Raw genomic sequence first — 19,902 nt, 5'->3', positions numbered from 1 at the left:
TAAAAGGCTAAATAAAAGGCTTATTTTTGTTTGTAAAAAATAAGTATTTACAATCTAGGAGGATTTTAAAATGAATGTTAATGAAAAATTAAAGCGAAATATATCAATAAGTTACTTATATAATTTTTTATTCCAATTGAATATTACTTCAGCTATATGGGTTTTATATTTAAGTTTTAAAGGGATGTCTTTAATTGAGATAGGACTTCTAGAATCAATTTATCATATAACAGGTGTACTTTTTGAATTACCTACAGGTGCTATTGCAGATGTGTATGGGAAAAAATTTAGCATAATCACAGGAAGAATTGTAAGCGTAATATCGAGTATTTTAATGATTACGTCAAATAGCTTTTGGGGATTTGGATTATCTTTCATTTTAAGTGCTGCATCTATGAATTTAAATTCTGGAGCAGGAGAAGCGTTAATTTATGACAGTCTAAAAGAATTAGGAGAGGAAGAGCGATATAAAAAAATATGGGGTAATTTAGCCTTTATTATGTCTAGCGGCCAAGGAATTGCAGTTTTGCTTGGAGGAATTTTATCAGATATAAAATTTTTATATGCCTATATATTAGGAATGATTATACACACAGCAGCTCTTATAGTTGCTTGCAAATTTAAGGAGCCGACAGTGCGAAAAAAACAGGAAGAAAAAAAGCAAGAAAACTTAATATTTTATCAGGTATTAATAAGTGCAAAGGTACTTAAAACAAGGAAAGTAGTGTTGTATCTAATATTGTTCTCTGCATTAGTAGGAAGTCTACAAACTACTGTATTCTTCTATAGTCAACAATATTTTTCTAACATGAGTTATTCAAAAACTGCAATTGCAATAATATGTGCAGCGAGTAGTTTTATTGAAGCTATAAGTTCTAAGTATGCTTATAAGCTTGAAAACTTATTAAAATTAAAAGGGACATTAATTAGTGTATCACTAATTAATATATTTTCCCTAATAGGCTTAGCTTTAGCTAAAGAATTGGCTGTAGTATTTTTTATGTCAGCATCTATAACAGGTGGGTTAGCTTATACCATATTTAGTGATTATATAAATTCAAGAATTCCATCGGAGTATAGAGCTACGATACTGTCTTTTGATAGTTTTTGTTTCAGCATGTTTATGATAAGTGTATTCCCTGTATTTGGGTTATTAGCAGAGAAAATAGGATTCACTATAACATTTGGGATTATGGCATTATCATATATTCCAGCAATGACATTCTTGTTATTAAAACTTAGAAAATATAAAAGTAGGGAAAAGGTTAGGGGGATTGAAAATGATAGAATTAGCTTTGAATAAATTACAAAAGTATTATGGAGCAAATATAATTTTAGAAGATATTACTTTTGAAGCACAAACTTCTGAAAAGATTGGTATTGTAGGAGATAACGGATGTGGAAAAAGTACATTATTAAAGATAATCATGGGAATTGAAAGTTATGATAAAGGAGCCATATCAATCAGAAAAAATGCCACATTAGGGTATCTTGAGCAAATGCCAATTTACCCCAATGATTTTAAGGTAATAGATGTACTAAATGTAGCTTTTGAAAGATTGGATGGATTACAAAAAGAGTTAGAATTATTGGAACAGCAATTATTGAATTCTAACGAAACTAATATGGAGAAACTTTTAAGCAACTATTCTAAAGTTCAATCTATCTATGAGAGTTTAGGTGGATATGAGAGAGAGGAAAAATTGAGCAAAGTTTGTAATGGGCTTAAGATGAATACTGATTTTAAAAATAAATTATTCAATGAGTTGAGTGGAGGGGAAAAGACTACTGTTATTCTAGGAAAAATACTACTTCAGAATCCAGATATTTTGCTATTAGATGAACCATCTAATCACTTGGACTTAGATACAATGGAGTGGCTGGAAGTTTATTTAAAAGAGTATAAAGGCATAGTTATAATAGTATCTCACGACAGATATTTTTTGGATAATGTAGTTACAAAAATAATTGAAATAGAAGATATGAAAGCAAAGAGTTATAGTGGTAATTACACAGATTTTGCTAAGGAGAAAGAGAAACAGCTTAATCTCCAAATGGAAGCTTTTTTAGAGCGGCAAAAAAAGATTAAAGCCATAGAAAAATCAATCAATCAATTGAGAGATTGGGGGATGAGAGGGGATAATGGCAAGTTTTTCAGAAGAGCTGCAAGCATACAAAAGAGCTTATCTAAAATTGAAAGAATAGATAAACCTGTTATTGAAAAACAAAGTATTAGTATAAATGCTAATACAGCAACAAGATCTGGTAATGAGGTAGTTATAATTAAGAAATTAAGCAAAAGGTATGGTGAAAAAATACTTTTTGATAAAATTGATTTATTAATTAGAAACGAAGAAAGTGTAGCGCTAATAGGGCGAAATGGATGTGGAAAATCAACATTAATCAATATTTTACTTGGAATAATCAAAGAAGATAGTGGAATTGCGCTTCTAGGAAGTTCTATAAAGATTGGCTATTTTCCACAAAATATAATATTTAAAGATGAAAATAAAACAATATTGGAATGTTTTAGAGAAGATATAGTAATAACTGATGGAAAGGCTAGAGGATATCTAGCAAAATACATGTTCTTTGGTGAAATGGTGTTTAAAAAAGTCGGATCTCTTTCAGGCGGTGAACGAAGTAAACTTAAATTAGCCATGCTGATGTATGAGGAAGTTAACTTCCTAGTTTTAGATGAACCAACAAATCATTTGGATATTGAATCAAGAGAGGAATTAGAAGGTCTTTTAAAAGAATTTAAAGGTACTCTTTTATTCGTATCTCATGATAGATATTTTATAAACAATATAGCAAATAGAGTTGTAGAACTATCAGGAGGATATTTAGTTTCATATGAAGGTAATTATGATTATTATAAAGAAAAATTAAATCAGCAGAAAGGTTCAATACTAATTGAAAAATCTAATCAGGAAAATAGTGATAGTGTTAAACCAAAGAAAGAGAGAACTACTAATAATACAATAAAATCAAATAATAATGAGTTCAAGAAACTTAGGTTAGAAAAACAAATTGAGGAATTAGAAGATAAGTTAAAGGCGATTGAAGAACAAATTGAGGAATTTTCTCATGATTACGAAAAACTAAACATTTTATATAATGATAAGCTAGTTCATCAACAAGAGCTAGAAGAATTAATGGAAGAGTATTTCAAGTAAAAGTTTTGAAGTATATTTATAAAGTAATGAAATATAGAGTATAAGTTTAATTAAATGAATGATAATATAGAGTCAGTCAGATTATATAATCTGACTGACTTGCTTTAAACTTTTACCTGAAATTGTATAATTAAGAATTATACCTAATGAAATCAATTGAATATATATTATAAATTTGACAATACTTAATAATTATAATAAAATTTATTAGGTAGAATTAAAGTGTGCTTTGATTCATTAATATATGCTCCTATAGTTAAATGGATAGAATAATCCCCTCCTAAGGGATAGATGTGGGTTCGATTCCCGCTGGGAGTACCATTATATATTAAAAGATGACTTAATCATTAGGGTTGAGTCATCTTTTTTATTTCTGTTTTGCGCCTATTAATATTAATAATTGCATGTAACAATTAAACCTGATTTTATTGCTAGCTAGAATGTTCTAAATTATATATTTATATAATTTGCCAAATCACTATACTTTAAGTGAAATATAGTGTATACTACAATAAATTTATGAATGTTTAAAGCACTATTTGTGATGTATTATATTGAGAGTTATCTTACAATCTTTTCTTATAATTTTTAACCATTCATAAATTAAGACTATTGAATAATAGCAATATAAATATTAGTGAAAATAAATGCTTGATATTTAAAATAAAAGCTGTTATAATAAGTTTTGTAATAAAAAAAGGTTTTTTAAAGACATATGCATTTCTCCTTTTAGAGAATTATATGAATCGATATTAATCTTTAATTTAGAAGGAGGAATTTAATATGCAAGATAAGACTTTAGTATGCAAAGATTGTGGAAATGAATTTGTTTTCACAACTGGAGAACAAGAATTCTACAAAGAAAAAGGATTCGATAACGAACCAGTAAGATGTCCAGATTGTAGAAGAGCTAGAAAGCAACAAAATAACAGAAGATAGTTTTGATTATTTTAAGAGTTATAAGAGTTTCTTATAACTCTTTTTTGATGTATAATCCAAAAATATTAGAGTGTGTAAGAAATAGGTGATAAAAATGATAGAATATTTACTGCATTTTAGATCTTATAGGAAATACGTTTTTGCTATATAAATTTAATAATGTACGGGTTCTTAAGTGGTTAATCCCTAAAAGCTACTTTCCAAAGAAATAAAACTGATATTATACGATATTATCAATTTGATGAAACGGCATAAGAGAAAATAGAAAGGGTGTCAGATTACATTTACTTGTATCTGACACCCAAATTATCGTGTCTTTAAATTTTATTTATCTCCACGCTTACCATTACCGTTATCATTATGCTTTTCGGCAAGAACAGTTTTGAAGCTCCCTTTATTATCGCCATATGACCTTGCTGAATTTTTAGTTGAACTTGCTGTTGACGTAAATGCTGCAGTTGCAGATATCATCATACTTGCCATAAGAACTCCTGCAATAATTTTACTTTTGATACTTTTATTCTGTTAAATTGGAATTTTCAATTTGTTATGTTGTATAGAATGTATAGATAATAAAAAATACAAAATAGAAAACTATTAACAGCATAAAAGGTATTTAGTAAATTTGCATAAGGGACTGATGGTATAAATGACATATAAAGAGTTCACAGAAGAATATTAAAAAAATTTTTTGGTCTAAAATAATAATTTATAAATGATCAGACGTATAAACACCATAAAAAGTAATTCAAATAGAATATACGATTTAAATATTTTGGATTGAAATCTATAGGAAATAAACGAATTAGGAAGCTTAGAAGTGCTAGTAACTATTCCTAGTAATCAACAAGTTCGAAAGAAGTCGAAAGATTTCATTATATTTGTGTTAATATTTTACAAATTATGTAAGCAAAGTGTGATAATGTATACAATGTATAAATCGTTATTACATTATATACGTTATTTAGATTAGGAGGTATAGGATGAAGGATGCAACGATAATGCTTAGGGTTACAACAGAACAGAAATTAGCTATAAAAAGAATGGCACGAAAACAGGGAATGACTATTACAGAATTTATGCTATTTAATATGATGAAATCTATAAATAAATCAGAGCTATTAGAACTGAAGGGGGATATAGATTTAGATCTAGGGTTAGATTTTAAAAACATACAGGAATAATAGGAGTTTTTTTGTACACAATGTTGTACAAGCAATACAATATATACAATTGTGACAAATATTAATATTACCCTTATAAGGTAACAGCGGTATAAGTACCATAGGAGCGATGGATAAAGGAATAATAAAAACACATATTTGACTAGATAGATAATATTTAAGTAAACAATGGTATAAACGCCATAAAAAGATATTCTGATAGAATATAAAAGAAAAGGGAGGATTAGAAAATGAGAATTAGTGCAGATATAGGGTATAATACAACAAACTTTATCGGACATAGTATAGAAGGTTCTTTTTCATCTACAGTAAAAGAAAAAGTTCATGAGTTAGAAACTGCTAAATATACTGTAGAGTATAATAATAAAACATATTTAATTGGTAATGATGATGGATTTACAAGTACAGATCACTCTAGAGATAAGGATGTAATTTTTCATATCTGTTTATATACAGCTATAGCAGCGACTATGACGTCTACAATAGATAATAATGTGAGGATTATAACCGGACTTCCTGCTCAGTTTTTTGCGGAGCAAAAGAGTTCCTTGATAAAGGCTCTTGAAAATAGGCGAGTATTTATGAAGCTTAACGGAGAGAATAGAAGTTTCACTATTACTAAAGTAGTTGTCTTTCCTCAGTCAGCCGGATTGTTTTTATATGATAAATCGTTGGTTGAGAGGGATACATTAGTAATAGATATAGGTGGTGGTACACTAGACATAGCATATATGAGCAATGGTCAGTTTAAGGAAGGAAGAACATACCCTTTAGGCGTAAATCCTACTTATGATATTCTCCTTCAAGAATTATCGAAGTATGGTGTGAATTATTCTAATCGCATGAAGGCGGAGCAGATAATTGCAGATAAAACTATATTTGTAGAAGGCAAAGAAGTGGATGTAAGTAAGGACATAGATAATGTATTGAGTCTTAGGGCGGGAGAAATAATAAATGCTATAAAGCAGGCATTTCCAGAGCAGTCAAAATACTCGAGATTTGTTTTTATAGGTGGAGGAGCTTTACTACTTAAAAACTATTTGGGTGAATATAGAGTTCTTGATGATGCTCAAATGATAAATGTTAAGACATATGACATAATAGGTAAGAGTAAAAATGTCTAAGAAAGTAAAAACTACAATTACGTTATCTCCACACATCAAAGACTTTGCATCCAAAGAAGCAAGTTCCCTAGGTTTAGATTTTTCTGCATATATAACTATATTAATAGCTGAAAAAATGAGAGGAAATATAATTACTCCATCTATAAAAAGTTCTACTGATGATACAGCTAGCAATATATCTGAGGAAATAGCGATAGATAAAAAGGAACATGTTGTAACAATAGATAGTGATCAAGAGAACGAAATAGATAGGTTATTACAATGGTAGAACAGGTGATTTATTTGCCTGTTCTTTTCTTTATACTATTTTTTGAAATTTGGTAACCATTGTTACAGATTTAAGCAGAGTATTTCAGTAATATATAACCGTGGCAAGGAGCTGACATAGAAAATAAAAAATTAATTCTAAGTTAGTAACGTATGTTACAGAGCAAAGAAAGAGAATGTAGTAAACTCTAAATTGTCGAAGATGAGAAATAATAAAGAGAAATTTTAAATATTATATAAAAGTAGAAATAGGGGGACATAATATGTCAATGTTTTGTTATCAATGTCAAGAAACTGCTGGGTGCAAGGGATGCACTAAAGTAGGGGTTTGTGGTAAAGATGAACACGTAGCAAAGGCTCAAGACTTATTAATATATGTAACTAAAGGATTAGCTATAGTAAGTAACGAAGGAAGAAAAGTTGGAGTTACTGATGCTAAAGTTGATAAATATATAACAGAAAATTTATTTACAACAATTACAAATGCAAACTTTGATAGAGATTCTATTTTAGATAGAGTAAAAGATACTTTGAAAATAAGAGAAGAATTAAAAGCTAAAGTCATTATCGCAGGTGGAGTTGTTGGAGAAGTAAAAGTAACTGGTGGTTTCTTCAAAAAAATCTTTGGTATGCAAACTACAGAGATGATAATGCCAGAAGCTGCTACTTGGACAGCTGACAATACAATAGAATTTGATGCAAAAGCTGAAAAAGTTGGAGTTCTTGCAACTGAAAATGAAGATATTAGAAGTTTAAGAGAGCTTATAACTTATGGATTAAAAGGATTATCTGCTTACATGAAGCATGCTATGAACTTAAAATATAACAACGAAGAAGTTCACGCATTTATGGCGAAAGCATTAGCTGCTACAATAGATGATTCTTTAACTGTTGATGACTATGTAGCTTTAGCATTAGAAGCAGGTAAATTTGGTGTAGATGGTATGGCATTACTTGATAAAGCGAATACTGAAAGTTATGGACATCCAGAAATAACAACAGTAGATATCGGAGTTAGAACTAATCCAGGAATATTAATTTCAGGACATGACTTAAGAGACTTAGAAATGTTACTAGAGCAAACAGAAGGAACTGGAGTAGATGTTTATACTCACGGAGAAATGCTTGCCGGACAATACTATCCAAAATTTAAAAAATATAGTCATTTTGCAGGAAACTATGGTAATGCATGGTGGAAACAAAAAGAAGAATTTGAAAGCTTCAATGGAGTAATCCTTATGACTACTAACTGTATAGTTATACCAAAGGATTCTTATAAGAACAGATTATTTACGACAGGTGCTACAGGAATGCCTGGATGTGCTCATATAGAAGCTAAGGCTGATGGGACAAAAGATTTCTCTAAAGTTATAGCAATGGCCAAGAAATGTAAAGCTCCTACAGAAATAGAAAAAGGACAAATAGTTGGTGGATTTGCTCATAACCAAGTTTTAGCTTTAGCAGATAAGGTGGTAGATGCAGTTAAATCTGGTGCTATAAAGAGATTCTTTGTAATGGCAGGTTGTGATGGAAGAGCTAAATCAAGAAACTACTACACAGAATTTGCAGAAAAATTACCAAAAGATACAGTTATCTTAACTGCAGGTTGTGCAAAATATAAATACAACAAATTAAACTTAGGTGATATTGGTGGAATCCCAAGAGTATTAGATGCAGGACAATGTAATGACTCATATTCATTAGTTGTAATAGCACTAAAGCTTCAAGAAGTATTTGGATTAAAGAGTGTAAATGAATTACCTATATCATACAACATAGCTTGGTATGAACAAAAAGCTGTAATAGTATTACTATCATTATTACACTTAGGTGTTAAAAACATTCACTTAGGACCAACACTTCCAGCATTCCTTTCACCAAATGTTGCTAAAGTATTAGTAGATAACTTCGGAATTGGTGGAATTACTAATGTAGAAGATGATATGAAGATGTTTATGGAAGCTTAAGAAAGCGTTGATTCATAAAATTAAAGTCCAACAAAACCAATAATTTCGCACCCAATCTATATATTATTTTATATTATAAATCCTAACTGTGAAATCGCAGTTAGGGTTTCTTATTTTCCATAAAATTATTAAAATAAAAATAAAGCTTAAGAACTAAGAAGTTATTGAATCATGTAGTGGCTATAAAATTATGTAATATCTCACAAAAATTAAAGATTTAAATACTGAGTATAATGGCTTGGACAAATAATAATACTTGATATTATCCATAAATACTTTAAAATATTTAGTATAAGGATAAGAGAAAGGGGTGGAAATATGGAGGTTGTTTTAGAACAATTTATTCCATCAGATAGACCAAAGAGACTTAGCAATATGTTTAGAAATTTATCAATAGTATTTGGGATAATTACAATAATGTTTGTTTTTGCATTACCTATAATTGCAATAGCATTAGCGATTGTGTCTATAGCATTTTTTGTGGGTAGTTATTTAATGTATATTGATTATGAATATGAGCTATTCAACGGTGATATCACTATAACAAGAGTTTATAATGCAAGCAGAAGAAAAATTGCCCAAAAAATTAATAAAGATGATGTTAGAAGAGTATATGCTACTGAGAGAAAAAATGCACTTAAAAAAGGTGTAGCAGCATATTATAACACCAATATAAGCGACCTAAATATATATACATTTGAGCTAAACAATAACAAAAGAGTTCAATTAGCGTTAAATGCAGAAATGGAGAAAATCGTTAAAATAATTTATGTTCAAAAAATGACATTTTAAATAAATATATAAGATACAAATACATGAAAGAGAATTTATTCCTTTAATAAAAAATGGGGAATAGATTTTCTTTTTTTTGTTAAAATAAAGAAACTATGAATTTAAGAGAATATATACGGAACTGATATCATAAAATTAGTTTTAATTTATAATTGAAAAATTTGATTAAAGAATAAGAGTAAGCTGAATATTATTTTTACAGTGTTTAAAGAGATATATGTAGATGTTTTCATATGAATAGGAGGCATAATTAGGAGAAGTATTAAAATTAGAAAAAAGTATTGACACGACATATATGGAATTGGTATCATAGTTTTATGAAAACGATTTGGGAATGAGTTTATATTAGGAGGGGTATGTTAATGAAAGAACAAGTAGTAGCAAAAGAGATTTTAGAGCATATTGGTGGGAAAGAGAACATTAAATCCGTAGAACATTGTGCGACTAGGTTAAGGCTTATACTTAAAGATAAAGAGAAAATTAATGAAAAAGCAATTGAGGCAATTGATGGAGTTAAAGGTCAATTTTTTGCAGCAGCACAATACCAAATAATATTGGGAACTGGATTTGTAAACAAAGTTTACGCAGCAATAGTTGGAGAATCAGCTGATTTAGCTAATTCTAGTGTTAAAGAAGATGCATATAGCGATATGTCATTATTACAAAAATTATCTAGAACATTTGGAGATGTATTTGTTCCAATAATTCCTGTATTAGTGGCAACAGGATTATTTATGGGATTAAGAGGACTTATACAAAACTTAGGAGTCCAAATGAATGAAAACTTTGTTCTTTTCACTCAAGTACTAACAGATACAGCATTTGCATTTTTACCAGCCTTAGTTGCTTGGTCAACAATGAAAAAATTTGGTGGTACGCCAGTTATAGGTATAGTTATAGGATTGATGCTTGTGTCCCCGAGTTTGCCGAATGCTTATGCAGTAGCAGGGGGAACAGCTGAGCCAATACATCTTTCATTACTTGGATTAAGTATTCCGGTTGTAGGATATCAAGGATCTGTATTGCCAGCATTAGTGCTAGGGATTATTGCGGCTAAGACTCAAAAAGCTCTTAAAAAAGTAGTACCAGATGTTCTTGATTTAATAGTTACACCTTTTATCACATTGTTAATTTCAATGATTTTAGGGCTTCTAGTAGTTGGGCCAATAATGCATAATGCAGAACAATTAATTTTTGGGGCAATCAAGATGTTTATGAGCCTTCCATTTGGATTTGGAGGATTAATAATAGGAGGAGTTCATCAACTTATAGTTGTTACAGGAGTTCACCATGCATTAAATGCATTAGAAGTTGAACTTCTATCAAGTACAGGAAAAGATGCATTTAATGCAATGATAACTTGTGGCATTGTTGCACAGGGTTCAGCAGCTTTAGCGGTAGCTTTTAAGACAAAAGATAAAAAGAAGCGTTCACTATATATTTCTTCAGCAGTTCCAGCATTCTTAGGAATTACTGAACCAGCAATATTTGGTGTTAATCTTAGATTTATAAAACCATTCGCTTTTGGTTGTGCAGGAGGAGCAGCAGGTGGTATGCTTGCAGCAATTCTTAATTTGGCTGGCACAGGAATGGGAATTACAGCTATCCCTGGAATGTTATTGTATGTGAGCAATTTAGGTGGATATCTACTCATAAATGGAGTGGCAATAGCAGTAGCATTTTGCTTAACTTACTTCTTTTTTAAGGCTGAAGAGTAGAAATATTTTTAGAATATATTACAAAATAATTTTTGATAAAAAGATCCCAAAGAGAAATATTCACTTAACATTTTTTAGTATATGAGAAAATAGATATGTTCCATGAATTTCATACTAATATAAATCAGATAAATTTAGCGTAGAAAATAGTCTTTGTTAAGTCTATCATGTTATATAAAAATAAGATTAAGCAAGCTTTTATATAATAACTAGGCTCAATTTCACAAAGCCATAAGTTATTTTTTAATAATATTCAATAATGATATATAATAGTATTAATTAAAGCTTAGGTGGAGGAGAATATGGATCGAAAAGTTACAATTCAAGATATTGCTAATATGGTCAATGTATCTAAGAGCAGTGTTTCTAGGTATTTAAATAATGGATATGTTAGCGAAGAGAATGCTAAAAAGATAAAAGAAGCAATCGAAAAGACAGGATTTGAAACAAATTTTTTTGCTAAAAGATTAAAAACTAAGAAAAGTGGATTAGTTGGGATAGTAATTCCTAGAATTGATTCAGTGACAATAGGTAAAGTTTTAACTGGTATTAATAAAAAGTTGAGGGAAAATGGATATCAAGGAATTATTTTAATTAGTGAGCTAGATATAGAAAAGGAATTAGCAAATATTAATAGCTTGCATCAACAAGGCGTTGACGGAATAATTATTAGTTCTATGGCTATTACTAAAAAACATATTGAATTGATCAGTAGACTTAGTATTCCAACTATTTTTACAGGTCAGAGGAACGAATTTATTAATTATATAAAAATAGATGATTATGAAGCTGGAAAGATGATGGGAAGTTACTTCACAGCTAAGGGTCATACTAATATTGTTTTTATTGGCGTAAATGAATGGGATAAAGCTGTAGGGGTCGATCGTAAAAATGGATTTTTCGATGCAGTTAAGGAAGGTAATCCAGAGAGTAATATTCAGTTTATAGAAACAGACTTCTCATTTATTAGCGCATATAACAAGGGAGAAGAAGTATTGAAGTATAAGCCAACTGCTATAGTTTGTGCAACAGATAATATTTGTTTAGGGATACTTAGATATTTACATGAAAATAACATTAAGGTTCCGGATGAGATTTCAGTGGCAGGTTTTGGTGGATATGATATAGGAAGTGTTTCATACCCTACACTTACAACAGTGGCTTTTGATTATGAACTAATTGGTATTAAAGCAGCTCAAGGAATTTTAGATTTAATTGAGGGAAGAGAGCTGAAAGAAAATAATGATACTTCATTGAAATTAATTGAAAGAGAAAGTGTAAGGGGGATTAAATAAATTAATAGGAGAAGAGGAAAAGATGCTAGACCAGAAATCGTACCAAGAAATCAATAATAATTTGGAGAATTATTACAGAAGTAATGAAAGAAATATATGGAGAAATAATTTTCATATTGAGATGCCTTTTGGTTTAGTTAATGATCCAAATGGATTAAGTTATTATAAGGATAGTTTTCATATATTCTATCAATGGAATCCGTTTGGGTGTGAACATAAAACAAAACATTGGGGCTTAGTAACAACAGCTGATTTTATTAGTTTCACTAAGCCTAAAGTAGTATTAAAGCCTGAAGATTGGTTTGATAAGGATGGCTGTTATTCGGGTTGTGGATTAGTTAAAGATGATGAATTAAGATTATATTACACAGGAAATGTAAAAGGTGAAAATGACCAAAGAGAGTCTTATCAGTGTGTAGCAACGTATCATGAAGATGGAACAGTTACGAAAAAAGGAGTAGTCATTAAAAAGCAGCCTGATGGGTATACATCTCATTTTAGAGATCCTTATATATTCATGAAAGATAATACTTACTATATGTTAATTGGCGCCCAAAATAATGATTTAAGAGGAAGAGTTTTACTTTATAAATCAGAGGATGCTGAAAAATGGGATTTACTCGGTGAGCTAAATACTGATATGAAAGATTTCGGATATATGTGGGAGTGTCCTAATATATTAAATGTGAATGAAGACAAATATGCATTCATATTTTCACCACAAGGATTAAAATGCGAAGAATTTAAGAACCAAAATATACATCAGTCAGGATATGTAATAGGCAGCTTAGACTTAGAAGAAGTTAAACTAAAAAATCATAATGAATTTAAAGAACTAGATATGGGTTTTGATTTGTATGCACCACAAATATTCTCTCAGGATAATAGGAATATAATGCTTGGATGGATAGGAATGCCGGACAAGGACGTTGAGTACCCAACATCTGAATATGGATGGATGTATTCACTTACAATTCCTAGAGTTTTAGAATATAAAGATAATGCAATATATCAAAGGCCGCTTGAAGAACTCAGAAATTTAAGACAAGATCAAGATCTAGAAGTTAATGGGCTGATTTGTGATAATTATAAATTGAATTTAGACTCAAGATGTGCAGAGATAATATTGAATTTAGAAATGTCGAATACAAAACTTACAGAAATAAAATTTAATTTCAAGGATGAATATATATTACTTACTTATAACAAAGACACTGAAGTATGCACTCTTGATAGAAGTAACATGCACTTGGGTGGAAAAGGAGTCAGGAAGTTCAAGTTAAAAGCTTCGAAAGAATTAAGATTAAATATATTTATTGATAATTCAATTATGGAAATATATTATCAGGATGGATTGGAAGTAACAACTTTAATGTATTTTGCTAAAGAAGAACAATTAGAAATTGATATTAAAAATGATGATAAAGTTAAAATTAATGAATTGAGTTTATGGTATTTAAGGAGTGTGAAGTATGAATAATAATATTTTTTGCATTGGTGAACTTTTAATTGATATGGTTTGTGTTGATAATAAGGGACTAAAAGATGGAGAAAAATTTGAAAAAAAGGCTGGAGGAGCACCAGCTAATGTAGCTGCAAGTATATCTAAGCTTGAAGGAAATGCTTATTTTTTAGGTCAGGTAGGAGATGATTTCTTTGGAAAGCATTTAATTGAACTTCTAAAGGATTTAAATATAAATACTGAAATGGCAGTGGAGAAGGGAAGTACGACAATTGCATTAGTTGGAATTGATGCAAATGGAGAGCGTAACTTTGACTTTTTAAGAGGCAGTGATGGGGAATACTCATTTGAAAATATTGACCTATCAAAAATAAGTGAATCAGATATAATTCACTTTGGATCAGCTACAGGATTTTTAGAAGGAGAATTAAAAGAGACTTATTTTAAATTACTAGACTATGCAAAATCTAATGATATTTATGTATCCTTTGATCCTAATTACCGTGATGCTTTGATTACTCCAGATAAATTAGAATTATTTGTTGAGGATTGTATTAAGTTTTTAAGAGAAAGTGATTTTACTAAATTAAGTGATGAAGAATTATATTTAATAACTAAGGAAAAGGATATAGAAACTGGGGTTAATAAGTTACATGATTTAGGGGTTACTGTTGTAACTATCACTTTAGGTGCTAAGGGAACTTACTTAAGTGTTAATGGACAAAATAAAATAATACCATCAATAGAAATAAAGCAAGTAGATTCAACAGGTGCAGGGGATGCTTTTGTTGGAGCCGTACTTAAACAAGTATCTGATATTCAATACAAAAAAGATATAAGCCTTGAAAAATGGATTGATATAATATCATTTGCAAATAAAGTTGGTGCAATTACATGCACTAACTATGGAGCAATAGCTTCAATGCCTACATTAAATGAATTGAATAACTAGGTATATAAAGAGCAGCTTATTTTAAGTTTATAAGAGTATTTTAAAATGGTTATTGAATATGCTATTTTGAGATATTCTTTTTTTATTCTTATGATAATGTACTATAAGAGATTTATAGAATTAAGCTGTAAAAATAAGAATGATTTTAATTCTACAATAATAAATATAATATTAATTATTGAAATTTGCTTACATTGATTTTCAATATAATAGTATGTATTAAAAATTTGAAGTATTAGGAGAGTGATCATTTTTGAGCCCCAATTATACGTGGCAGTTGACTAGTTTGGTTATATTAATTGTATTATCTAGTTTCTTCTCGGCGTCCGAAACAGCATTAATGTCCTTAAGCAGAATAAGGCTGAGGCATATGGCAGAGGAAAAGGTTCCAGGAGCTAAATTAGTGGAGAGGCTTATTGAAGATCCAAATAAACTTTTAGGAGCAATTTTAATAGGAAATAGTGTGGCTAATATAGCAGCATCAGCAATGGCGACTGTTATCGCAACAAATATATTTGGTAATACTGGAGTTGGAATAGCAACTGGGATTATAACTATTTTAGTATTAATTTTTGGAGAGATAACTCCGAAGTCTATAGCAAAGCAGAAATCAGAAACTATTGCTCTAATTGTTGCAAAACCTATAGAAGTTGTAGTAATAATATTTAGTCCATTAGTATATATTTTTACTACTATTTCTTCATTTTTTATTAAACTTTTTGGTGGAGACCCTAATGAAATAAGATCCTTTATAACTGAAGAAGAATTAAAGACTATGGTTGGGGTAAGTGAAGAGGAAGGCGTTTTAGAAAATGTTGAAAAGGAAATGATATTCAATGTATTTGAGTTTGCAGATTTACAGGTAAAAGATATAATGGTTCAAAGAGTTGATATTATTTCAATTGATGAGGAGTCAAGCTATGATGAGGTAATGGGTATTATAAAAAGTGAACAATTCTCAAGAATACCAGTATATAACCAGACAATAGATAATATTGTTGGTATCTTAAACATAAAAGACCTTGCTATGATTGAAAATCCACGAAAAGACTTTAAGGTTTCAAAGTATATAAGGGAACCGTACCATACTTTTGAGTTCAAAAAAATTGCAGAATTATTTAAGGAAATGAATAAAACGAGAAATCATATGGCAGTAGTCTTAGATGAATATGGTGGCACAGTGGGATTGGTAACTATAGAAGATTTAGTTGAAGAGATAGTTGGGGATATTGAAGATGAGTATGATGAGGAAAATCAATCTGTTGTAGTTATTAATGATAATGAGTATATTGTTGATGGAAGCTTTAGAATTAATGATATAAGTGACTTAATAGGGTTTAATATAGATTCAGAAGAGTTTGACTCAGTAGGTGGACTTATGATTGGAGACCTTGGCAGAATGCCAGAGGAACAAGAAGAGGTCATAGTTAATAGTATTAAATTTATTGCTGAAGAGATCGAAAAGAATAGAATTAAAAGAGTCCGGATCATTATAAATATTGGAGAAAGACAAGTAGCTGTAGATATTTAAGAGAAATGATAGATAAAAAATAAAATTAGATTCATGAAATAACTAGAAATAATTTGGATAGAAGGGCGTATTGTTAATAAATTAATAGTATCCCTTCTATGTTTTTTGTTTAATTTTTTGTGATTTATGATTATAGTTAATAATATAGATGAGTAAAAAGCTTTATGATTTTATAATTTATAGTATATGTCGAGGCATTAAGAAAAGGAACAAACAATATGAACAGTTTGGTTAAGAAATTTATAATAGAGGTAAAGTAGATGAATGATTTTTTAGAAATGGCAAAGAGTGAGGCAAGGGTAGCGATGAGAAAAGGTGAGATTCCAGTGGGAGTAGTAATAGTTAAAGATGGAGTGATAATAGGAAAAGCTCATAACTTAAAAGAATCTCTAAATGATAGTACAGCTCATGCAGAAATTCTAGCAATTAAAGAGGCATCAAAGAATATTGGTGATTGGAGGTTAAGTGGCAGTGAAATGTATGTGACTTTAGAACCTTGTCCTATGTGCGCTAGTGCTATTGTTCAGAGTAGAATATCTAAGGTTTACATAGGAACTTTCAATAAGGATATGGGAGCCTGTGGTTCAATAATAAATTTGTTAGAAAGCAGAGAATTAAACTCATTTGTGAGCGTAAAATGGATGTATGATAAAGGATGTTCAGATATGCTTACAGAATTTTTTGCAAATAGAAGGATGGGTTAATCTAATAGAATTAAAAATATCCAGTTGAATTGAAAATAATTATATGATATTATAAGAAAGCATTAAATGCCAATTATACTATATGGAGAGATGTCCGAGTGGTCGAAGGAGCACGCCTGGAAAGCGTGTATAGGGGCAACTCTATCAGGGGTTCAAATCCCCTTCTCTCCGCCACCAGTGTTTTAGGCGCTTCCAGGTGTGCTCCACCTTATGGAAACGTAAAAAAACTATACACGATTATTTACGGAAAATATCCGAATCGTGTGTAGTTTTTTTTTATGTAAAGGTGGTAGATATTTTGAAAAGAAAACCGATAGAAGTTAACACAAAAGATATAACCTTTGATAGAGGCTATGACGAGTTTATCTTTAATTGCAGAGCTAGGAATTTAAGGCCTGCAACAATTCAATTCTATGATAATTCAATAAGGAGTATTTATAAGTTTATTGATCCTAAGATGCTAATAAAGGATATAACCAAGACTACAGTAGATAGTTTTATCATTGGTTGTAAAAATGAATTAGATATAAAGGATATAACTATACATACTTATCTCAGAGCTCTAAAAGCAATTCTATATTATTTCATGAAAATAGGATACATGGAGAAATTTCATATTCCATTAATAAGATACGATAAGCCAGTAATTGAAACATATACTGATGAAGAAGTTAAGTTATTGCTTAAAAAACCAAATAAAAATAAATGCAATTTTATCGAATTTAGGAATTGGGTAATATGCAATACACTTTATGCTACAGGTATGCGATCCTCTAATATGACTAATTTAAAAATAAAAGATATAGATTTATATAATAATTTGATAAGTCTAATAACGACTAAGAATAGAAAACCTCTAGTTATTCCAGTAACAAAGTCGCTACAGCCTATTTTAAGGGAGTATTTGGCCGTTAGAAATGGTGAGGAAGATGATTATGTGTTTTGCTCTGCTTATGGCGAAAAAATAACTAGAGACGCTCTTAACGCCAGTATGAAGATATATAATAACGGTAGGCGTGTTAATAGAACTGGTATACACCGTTGGGGGCATACTTTTGCTAAGCAGTGGATACTTAATCATGGTGATATAATAAAGCTTCAGAAAATACTTAATCATAGTGATCTTGATATGGTTCGTAATTATGTTAATATGTTTACTAAAGACCTGCAGAAAGATTTTGAAGAATTTAATCCTTTAGAGTTTATTAATAAGAAATCGATAAAGATGCAAAAATAAAAAATAAAGGAGAAAATTATAATGGCAAGAATTAAGTTGAGAGCCTTTAGAGACATTAAAGATTCCACTAAGACTATATCAGATTGTTACGAAGAGTATATGAATTATTGCAAGTACAGGGGGCAGAGAGAAGGAACTCTCGAGAGTAAGGAAAGATTCTATAGATATGAGCTGTCAAAAATGATAAGTGTTGATGAAAATATAACTAAAATAACTGAAAGCATGGTTCAATCACATGTTACCAGTATGATGGATAGAGGATTAAAAGGAAATTATTATTCGACATTTGTGGTTAAATTAAAAGCATTTTTAACGTATTGCTTCAAAAAAGAGTATTTGAAGGAATTTGAGATTAAAATACCAAATGTGGTACTAGAGAAAAAATCTATTTATACGGATAAAGAAATAAAAATGTTATTAATCAAACCTGATTTAGATACTTGTTTTATAGGTGATTATAGATCATATTTAATGGTTGCATTTTTTATGGGAACTGGATGCAGAAGCGAAACAATACTAAATGTAAGAGTAAAGGACATTAATTTTGAGCATCAATCAATATTATTTAGACATATGAAGACTAAAAGACAGGAAACAGTACCAATGTCAAGATTTTTAAGAGGTGAGTTATTGGAGTATATAAGTAATATGGGACTTAAAAATAATGATTTGTTGTTTTCTAAAATAGATGGTACTCAGATGTCATATAATACTTTACATCAAAATTTAGAGAATTATTTCAAACATTGCAATGTAAAAATGCATGGAATTAATACATTTAGGAATACATTTGCTACTATGTTTATTAAAAATGGTGGAGATATTTATAAACTAAAAGTATTATTAAATCATAGTACAATAAAAACTACGGAAAGATATGTAAATTTACTTCCATTAGATTTTAAAGAGGAGTTACTTAAACATAATCCATTAGATATTTTAAGAAATAGTGTTAAAAGTCCTAGAATGAAATTAAGAAATAGAAAATAATAAAAGGGGGAGATATTTATCTTCCCCTTATGTTAAGTAATATTATATATTAGTGATTTTATTTAGATTTTTTAGCTGCTTCTTTAAGCTTTCCCTTTCTGTGCATAGCTAATATATATAATAAATATTTATCTGCCTCAGTCATAATATAAACCTCCCACATTGTCCTAATAATTAATACAGCAATGTATATTTTCTAGATTCTATCAAGCCTTTTAAGTTCATCTAAAAGACTGCATAATTCTAAAATGATCTCATATTTACTCATAATAATCTACCTCCAAAATTTTTATTAAGTTACATTAAGCTGCTCTTAATTTCTTACGCTTTATCAGTCTATGAAGTGTATTTTGCTTTTCAATAGGCTTCAGATTATGGTTTATAATGCAGGAAATCATGCCATTTTTCTTTACGCAACAACTTTTAAAAGTTGGTACGTCAATATCCAGTTCAGTTACAACGTATTTTACCTTCTTATAGGTGAAAATTTTCATATTGTATAATTTGTTCATTTGTAATCACTCCTAAAATTTTACTATTGCAATTTAGAAGCTATCAATG

At 29.7% G+C, this 19,902-nt stretch carries 18 protein-coding genes and 2 tRNA genes; 18 read left to right on the top strand and 2 right to left on the bottom strand.

Annotated features, from left to right (window positions below; all coding sequences use genetic code 11):
* Positions 1-70 precede the first annotated feature (70 nt).
* The 4 genes from D2A34_RS24860 to D2A34_RS24845 all read left to right on the top strand — a co-directional run bounded on the left by D2A34_RS24860 (position 71) and on the right by D2A34_RS24845 (position 4,118).
* Positions 71-1,303: an MFS transporter gene (locus D2A34_RS24860; RefSeq protein ID WP_119368225.1), complete on the top strand. Its 1,233-nt coding sequence runs from the start codon at positions 71-73 to the stop codon at positions 1,301-1,303.
* The gene (gene abc-f / locus D2A34_RS24855) at positions 1,281-3,179 is read left to right on the top strand and encodes a ribosomal protection-like ABC-F family protein (RefSeq protein WP_119368224.1); all 1,899 of its coding nucleotides are present in this window, start codon (positions 1,281-1,283) and stop codon (positions 3,177-3,179) included. The genes D2A34_RS24860 and abc-f overlap by 23 nt, the downstream gene beginning before the upstream one ends.
* A gap of 246 nt (positions 3,180-3,425) precedes the next feature.
* Positions 3,426-3,500: transfer RNA gene (locus tag D2A34_RS24850), tRNA-Arg, on the top strand.
* Between the two features lie 462 nt (positions 3,501-3,962).
* A complete protein-coding gene (locus tag D2A34_RS24845) occupies positions 3,963-4,118 on the top strand; it encodes a zinc-ribbon domain-containing protein (RefSeq protein ID WP_008425645.1) in 156 nt (51 codons plus the stop codon).
* Between the two features lie 324 nt (positions 4,119-4,442).
* On the opposite strand, the gene D2A34_RS26970 is transcribed toward D2A34_RS24845, so the two are convergent.
* Positions 4,443-4,601, bottom strand: a complete 159-nt coding sequence (locus tag D2A34_RS26970; RefSeq protein ID WP_182629465.1) for a hypothetical protein — start codon at positions 4,599-4,601, stop codon at positions 4,443-4,445.
* Positions 4,602-5,101: 500 nt separating this feature from the next.
* Here D2A34_RS26970 and D2A34_RS24840 point away from each other — a divergent pair, with 500 nt between their 5' ends.
* From D2A34_RS24840 to D2A34_RS24775, 14 genes are all read left to right on the top strand, one after another.
* On the top strand, positions 5,102-5,302 hold the full coding sequence (locus D2A34_RS24840) for a type II toxin -antitoxin system TacA 1-like antitoxin (RefSeq protein WP_119368223.1): 201 nt from the start codon (positions 5,102-5,104) through the stop codon (positions 5,300-5,302).
* Between the two features lie 230 nt (positions 5,303-5,532).
* Complete coding sequence (locus D2A34_RS24835) at positions 5,533-6,426, top strand: ParM/StbA family protein (RefSeq protein ID WP_079438118.1); 894 nt, start codon at positions 5,533-5,535, stop codon at positions 6,424-6,426.
* Positions 6,419-6,694, top strand: a complete 276-nt coding sequence (locus tag D2A34_RS24830) for a hypothetical protein (protein WP_079438117.1) — start codon at positions 6,419-6,421, stop codon at positions 6,692-6,694. Before D2A34_RS24835 ends, D2A34_RS24830 begins: the two co-directional genes overlap by 8 nt.
* Before the next feature lie 262 nt (positions 6,695-6,956).
* Positions 6,957-8,660 carry a hydroxylamine reductase gene (gene hcp / locus D2A34_RS24825; protein WP_079438116.1) on the top strand — a complete coding sequence of 568 codons (1,704 nt, stop codon included), beginning with the start codon at positions 6,957-6,959 and terminating at the stop codon, positions 8,658-8,660.
* Positions 8,661-8,978: 318 nt separating this feature from the next.
* On the top strand, positions 8,979-9,452 hold the full coding sequence (locus D2A34_RS24820) for a hypothetical protein (protein WP_079438115.1): 474 nt from the start codon (positions 8,979-8,981) through the stop codon (positions 9,450-9,452).
* A gap of 362 nt (positions 9,453-9,814) precedes the next feature.
* Positions 9,815-11,170, top strand: coding sequence for a sucrose-specific PTS transporter subunit IIBC (locus tag D2A34_RS24815; protein WP_119368222.1), 1,356 nt, complete (start codon positions 9,815-9,817; stop codon positions 11,168-11,170).
* A 302-nt stretch (positions 11,171-11,472) separates the two neighbouring features.
* Entirely contained in the window at positions 11,473-12,465 is a 993-nt protein-coding gene (locus tag D2A34_RS24810; RefSeq protein ID WP_119368221.1) for a LacI family DNA-binding transcriptional regulator, read from the top strand.
* A 22-nt stretch (positions 12,466-12,487) separates the two neighbouring features.
* Entirely contained in the window at positions 12,488-13,945 is a 1,458-nt protein-coding gene (locus D2A34_RS24805) for a glycoside hydrolase family 32 protein (RefSeq protein ID WP_119368220.1), read from the top strand.
* The gene (locus D2A34_RS24800) at positions 13,938-14,879 is read left to right on the top strand and encodes a carbohydrate kinase family protein (RefSeq protein WP_119368219.1); all 942 of its coding nucleotides are present in this window, start codon (positions 13,938-13,940) and stop codon (positions 14,877-14,879) included. The genes D2A34_RS24805 and D2A34_RS24800 overlap by 8 nt, the downstream gene beginning before the upstream one ends.
* Positions 14,880-15,132: 253 nt before the next feature.
* Positions 15,133-16,410: an HlyC/CorC family transporter gene (locus tag D2A34_RS24795; RefSeq protein WP_119368218.1), complete on the top strand. Its 1,278-nt coding sequence runs from the start codon at positions 15,133-15,135 to the stop codon at positions 16,408-16,410.
* 260 nt (positions 16,411-16,670) lie between these two features.
* Entirely contained in the window at positions 16,671-17,114 is a 444-nt protein-coding gene (locus D2A34_RS24790; RefSeq protein ID WP_119368217.1) for a nucleoside deaminase, read from the top strand.
* Between the two features lie 84 nt (positions 17,115-17,198).
* Positions 17,199-17,288 (top strand) — tRNA-Ser (locus D2A34_RS24785).
* 124 nt (positions 17,289-17,412) lie between these two features.
* On the top strand, positions 17,413-18,351 hold the full coding sequence (locus D2A34_RS24780; RefSeq protein ID WP_119368216.1) for a tyrosine-type recombinase/integrase: 939 nt from the start codon (positions 17,413-17,415) through the stop codon (positions 18,349-18,351).
* A 21-nt stretch (positions 18,352-18,372) separates the two neighbouring features.
* Entirely contained in the window at positions 18,373-19,341 is a 969-nt protein-coding gene (locus D2A34_RS24775) for a tyrosine-type recombinase/integrase (protein WP_119368215.1), read from the top strand.
* Positions 19,342-19,643: 302 nt separating this feature from the next.
* Here D2A34_RS24775 and D2A34_RS24770 read toward each other — a convergent pair whose 3' ends face one another.
* Entirely contained in the window at positions 19,644-19,853 is a 210-nt protein-coding gene (locus tag D2A34_RS24770) for a hypothetical protein (RefSeq protein ID WP_119368214.1), read from the bottom strand.
* Between the last annotated feature and the right edge of the window lie 49 nt (positions 19,854-19,902).

The sequence above is a fragment of the Clostridium chromiireducens genome (assembly GCF_003575225.1).
GTDB classification, from domain to species: domain Bacteria; phylum Bacillota; class Clostridia; order Clostridiales; family Clostridiaceae; genus Clostridium; species Clostridium chromiireducens.
This window is presented reverse-complemented; position numbering and strand designations above follow the sequence as displayed.

Excerpts from the sequence above, each read along its gene's own strand:
- D2A34_RS24860 (WP_119368225.1), top strand. The coding sequence starts at position 71 with ATGAATGTTAATGAAAAATTAAAGCGAAATATATCAATAAGTTACTTA.
- abc-f (WP_119368224.1), top strand. The coding sequence starts at position 1,281 with ATGATAGAATTAGCTTTGAATAAATTACAAAAGTATTATGGAGCAAAT.
- D2A34_RS24845 (WP_008425645.1), top strand. The coding sequence starts at position 3,963 with ATGCAAGATAAGACTTTAGTATGCAAAGATTGTGGAAATGAATTTGTT.
- D2A34_RS26970 (WP_182629465.1), bottom strand. The coding sequence starts at position 4,601 with ATGGCAAGTATGATGATATCTGCAACTGCAGCATTTACGTCAACAGCA.
- D2A34_RS24840 (WP_119368223.1), top strand. The coding sequence starts at position 5,102 with ATGAAGGATGCAACGATAATGCTTAGGGTTACAACAGAACAGAAATTA.
- D2A34_RS24835 (WP_079438118.1), top strand. The coding sequence starts at position 5,533 with ATGAGAATTAGTGCAGATATAGGGTATAATACAACAAACTTTATCGGA.
- D2A34_RS24830 (WP_079438117.1), top strand. The coding sequence starts at position 6,419 with ATGTCTAAGAAAGTAAAAACTACAATTACGTTATCTCCACACATCAAA.
- hcp (WP_079438116.1), top strand. The coding sequence starts at position 6,957 with ATGTCAATGTTTTGTTATCAATGTCAAGAAACTGCTGGGTGCAAGGGA.
- D2A34_RS24820 (WP_079438115.1), top strand. The coding sequence starts at position 8,979 with ATGGAGGTTGTTTTAGAACAATTTATTCCATCAGATAGACCAAAGAGA.
- D2A34_RS24815 (WP_119368222.1), top strand. The coding sequence starts at position 9,815 with ATGAAAGAACAAGTAGTAGCAAAAGAGATTTTAGAGCATATTGGTGGG.
- D2A34_RS24810 (WP_119368221.1), top strand. The coding sequence starts at position 11,473 with ATGGATCGAAAAGTTACAATTCAAGATATTGCTAATATGGTCAATGTA.
- D2A34_RS24805 (WP_119368220.1), top strand. The coding sequence starts at position 12,488 with ATGCTAGACCAGAAATCGTACCAAGAAATCAATAATAATTTGGAGAAT.
- D2A34_RS24800 (WP_119368219.1), top strand. The coding sequence starts at position 13,938 with ATGAATAATAATATTTTTTGCATTGGTGAACTTTTAATTGATATGGTT.
- D2A34_RS24790 (WP_119368217.1), top strand. The coding sequence starts at position 16,671 with ATGAATGATTTTTTAGAAATGGCAAAGAGTGAGGCAAGGGTAGCGATG.
- D2A34_RS24775 (WP_119368215.1), top strand. The coding sequence starts at position 18,373 with ATGGCAAGAATTAAGTTGAGAGCCTTTAGAGACATTAAAGATTCCACT.
- D2A34_RS24770 (WP_119368214.1), bottom strand. The coding sequence starts at position 19,853 with ATGAACAAATTATACAATATGAAAATTTTCACCTATAAGAAGGTAAAA.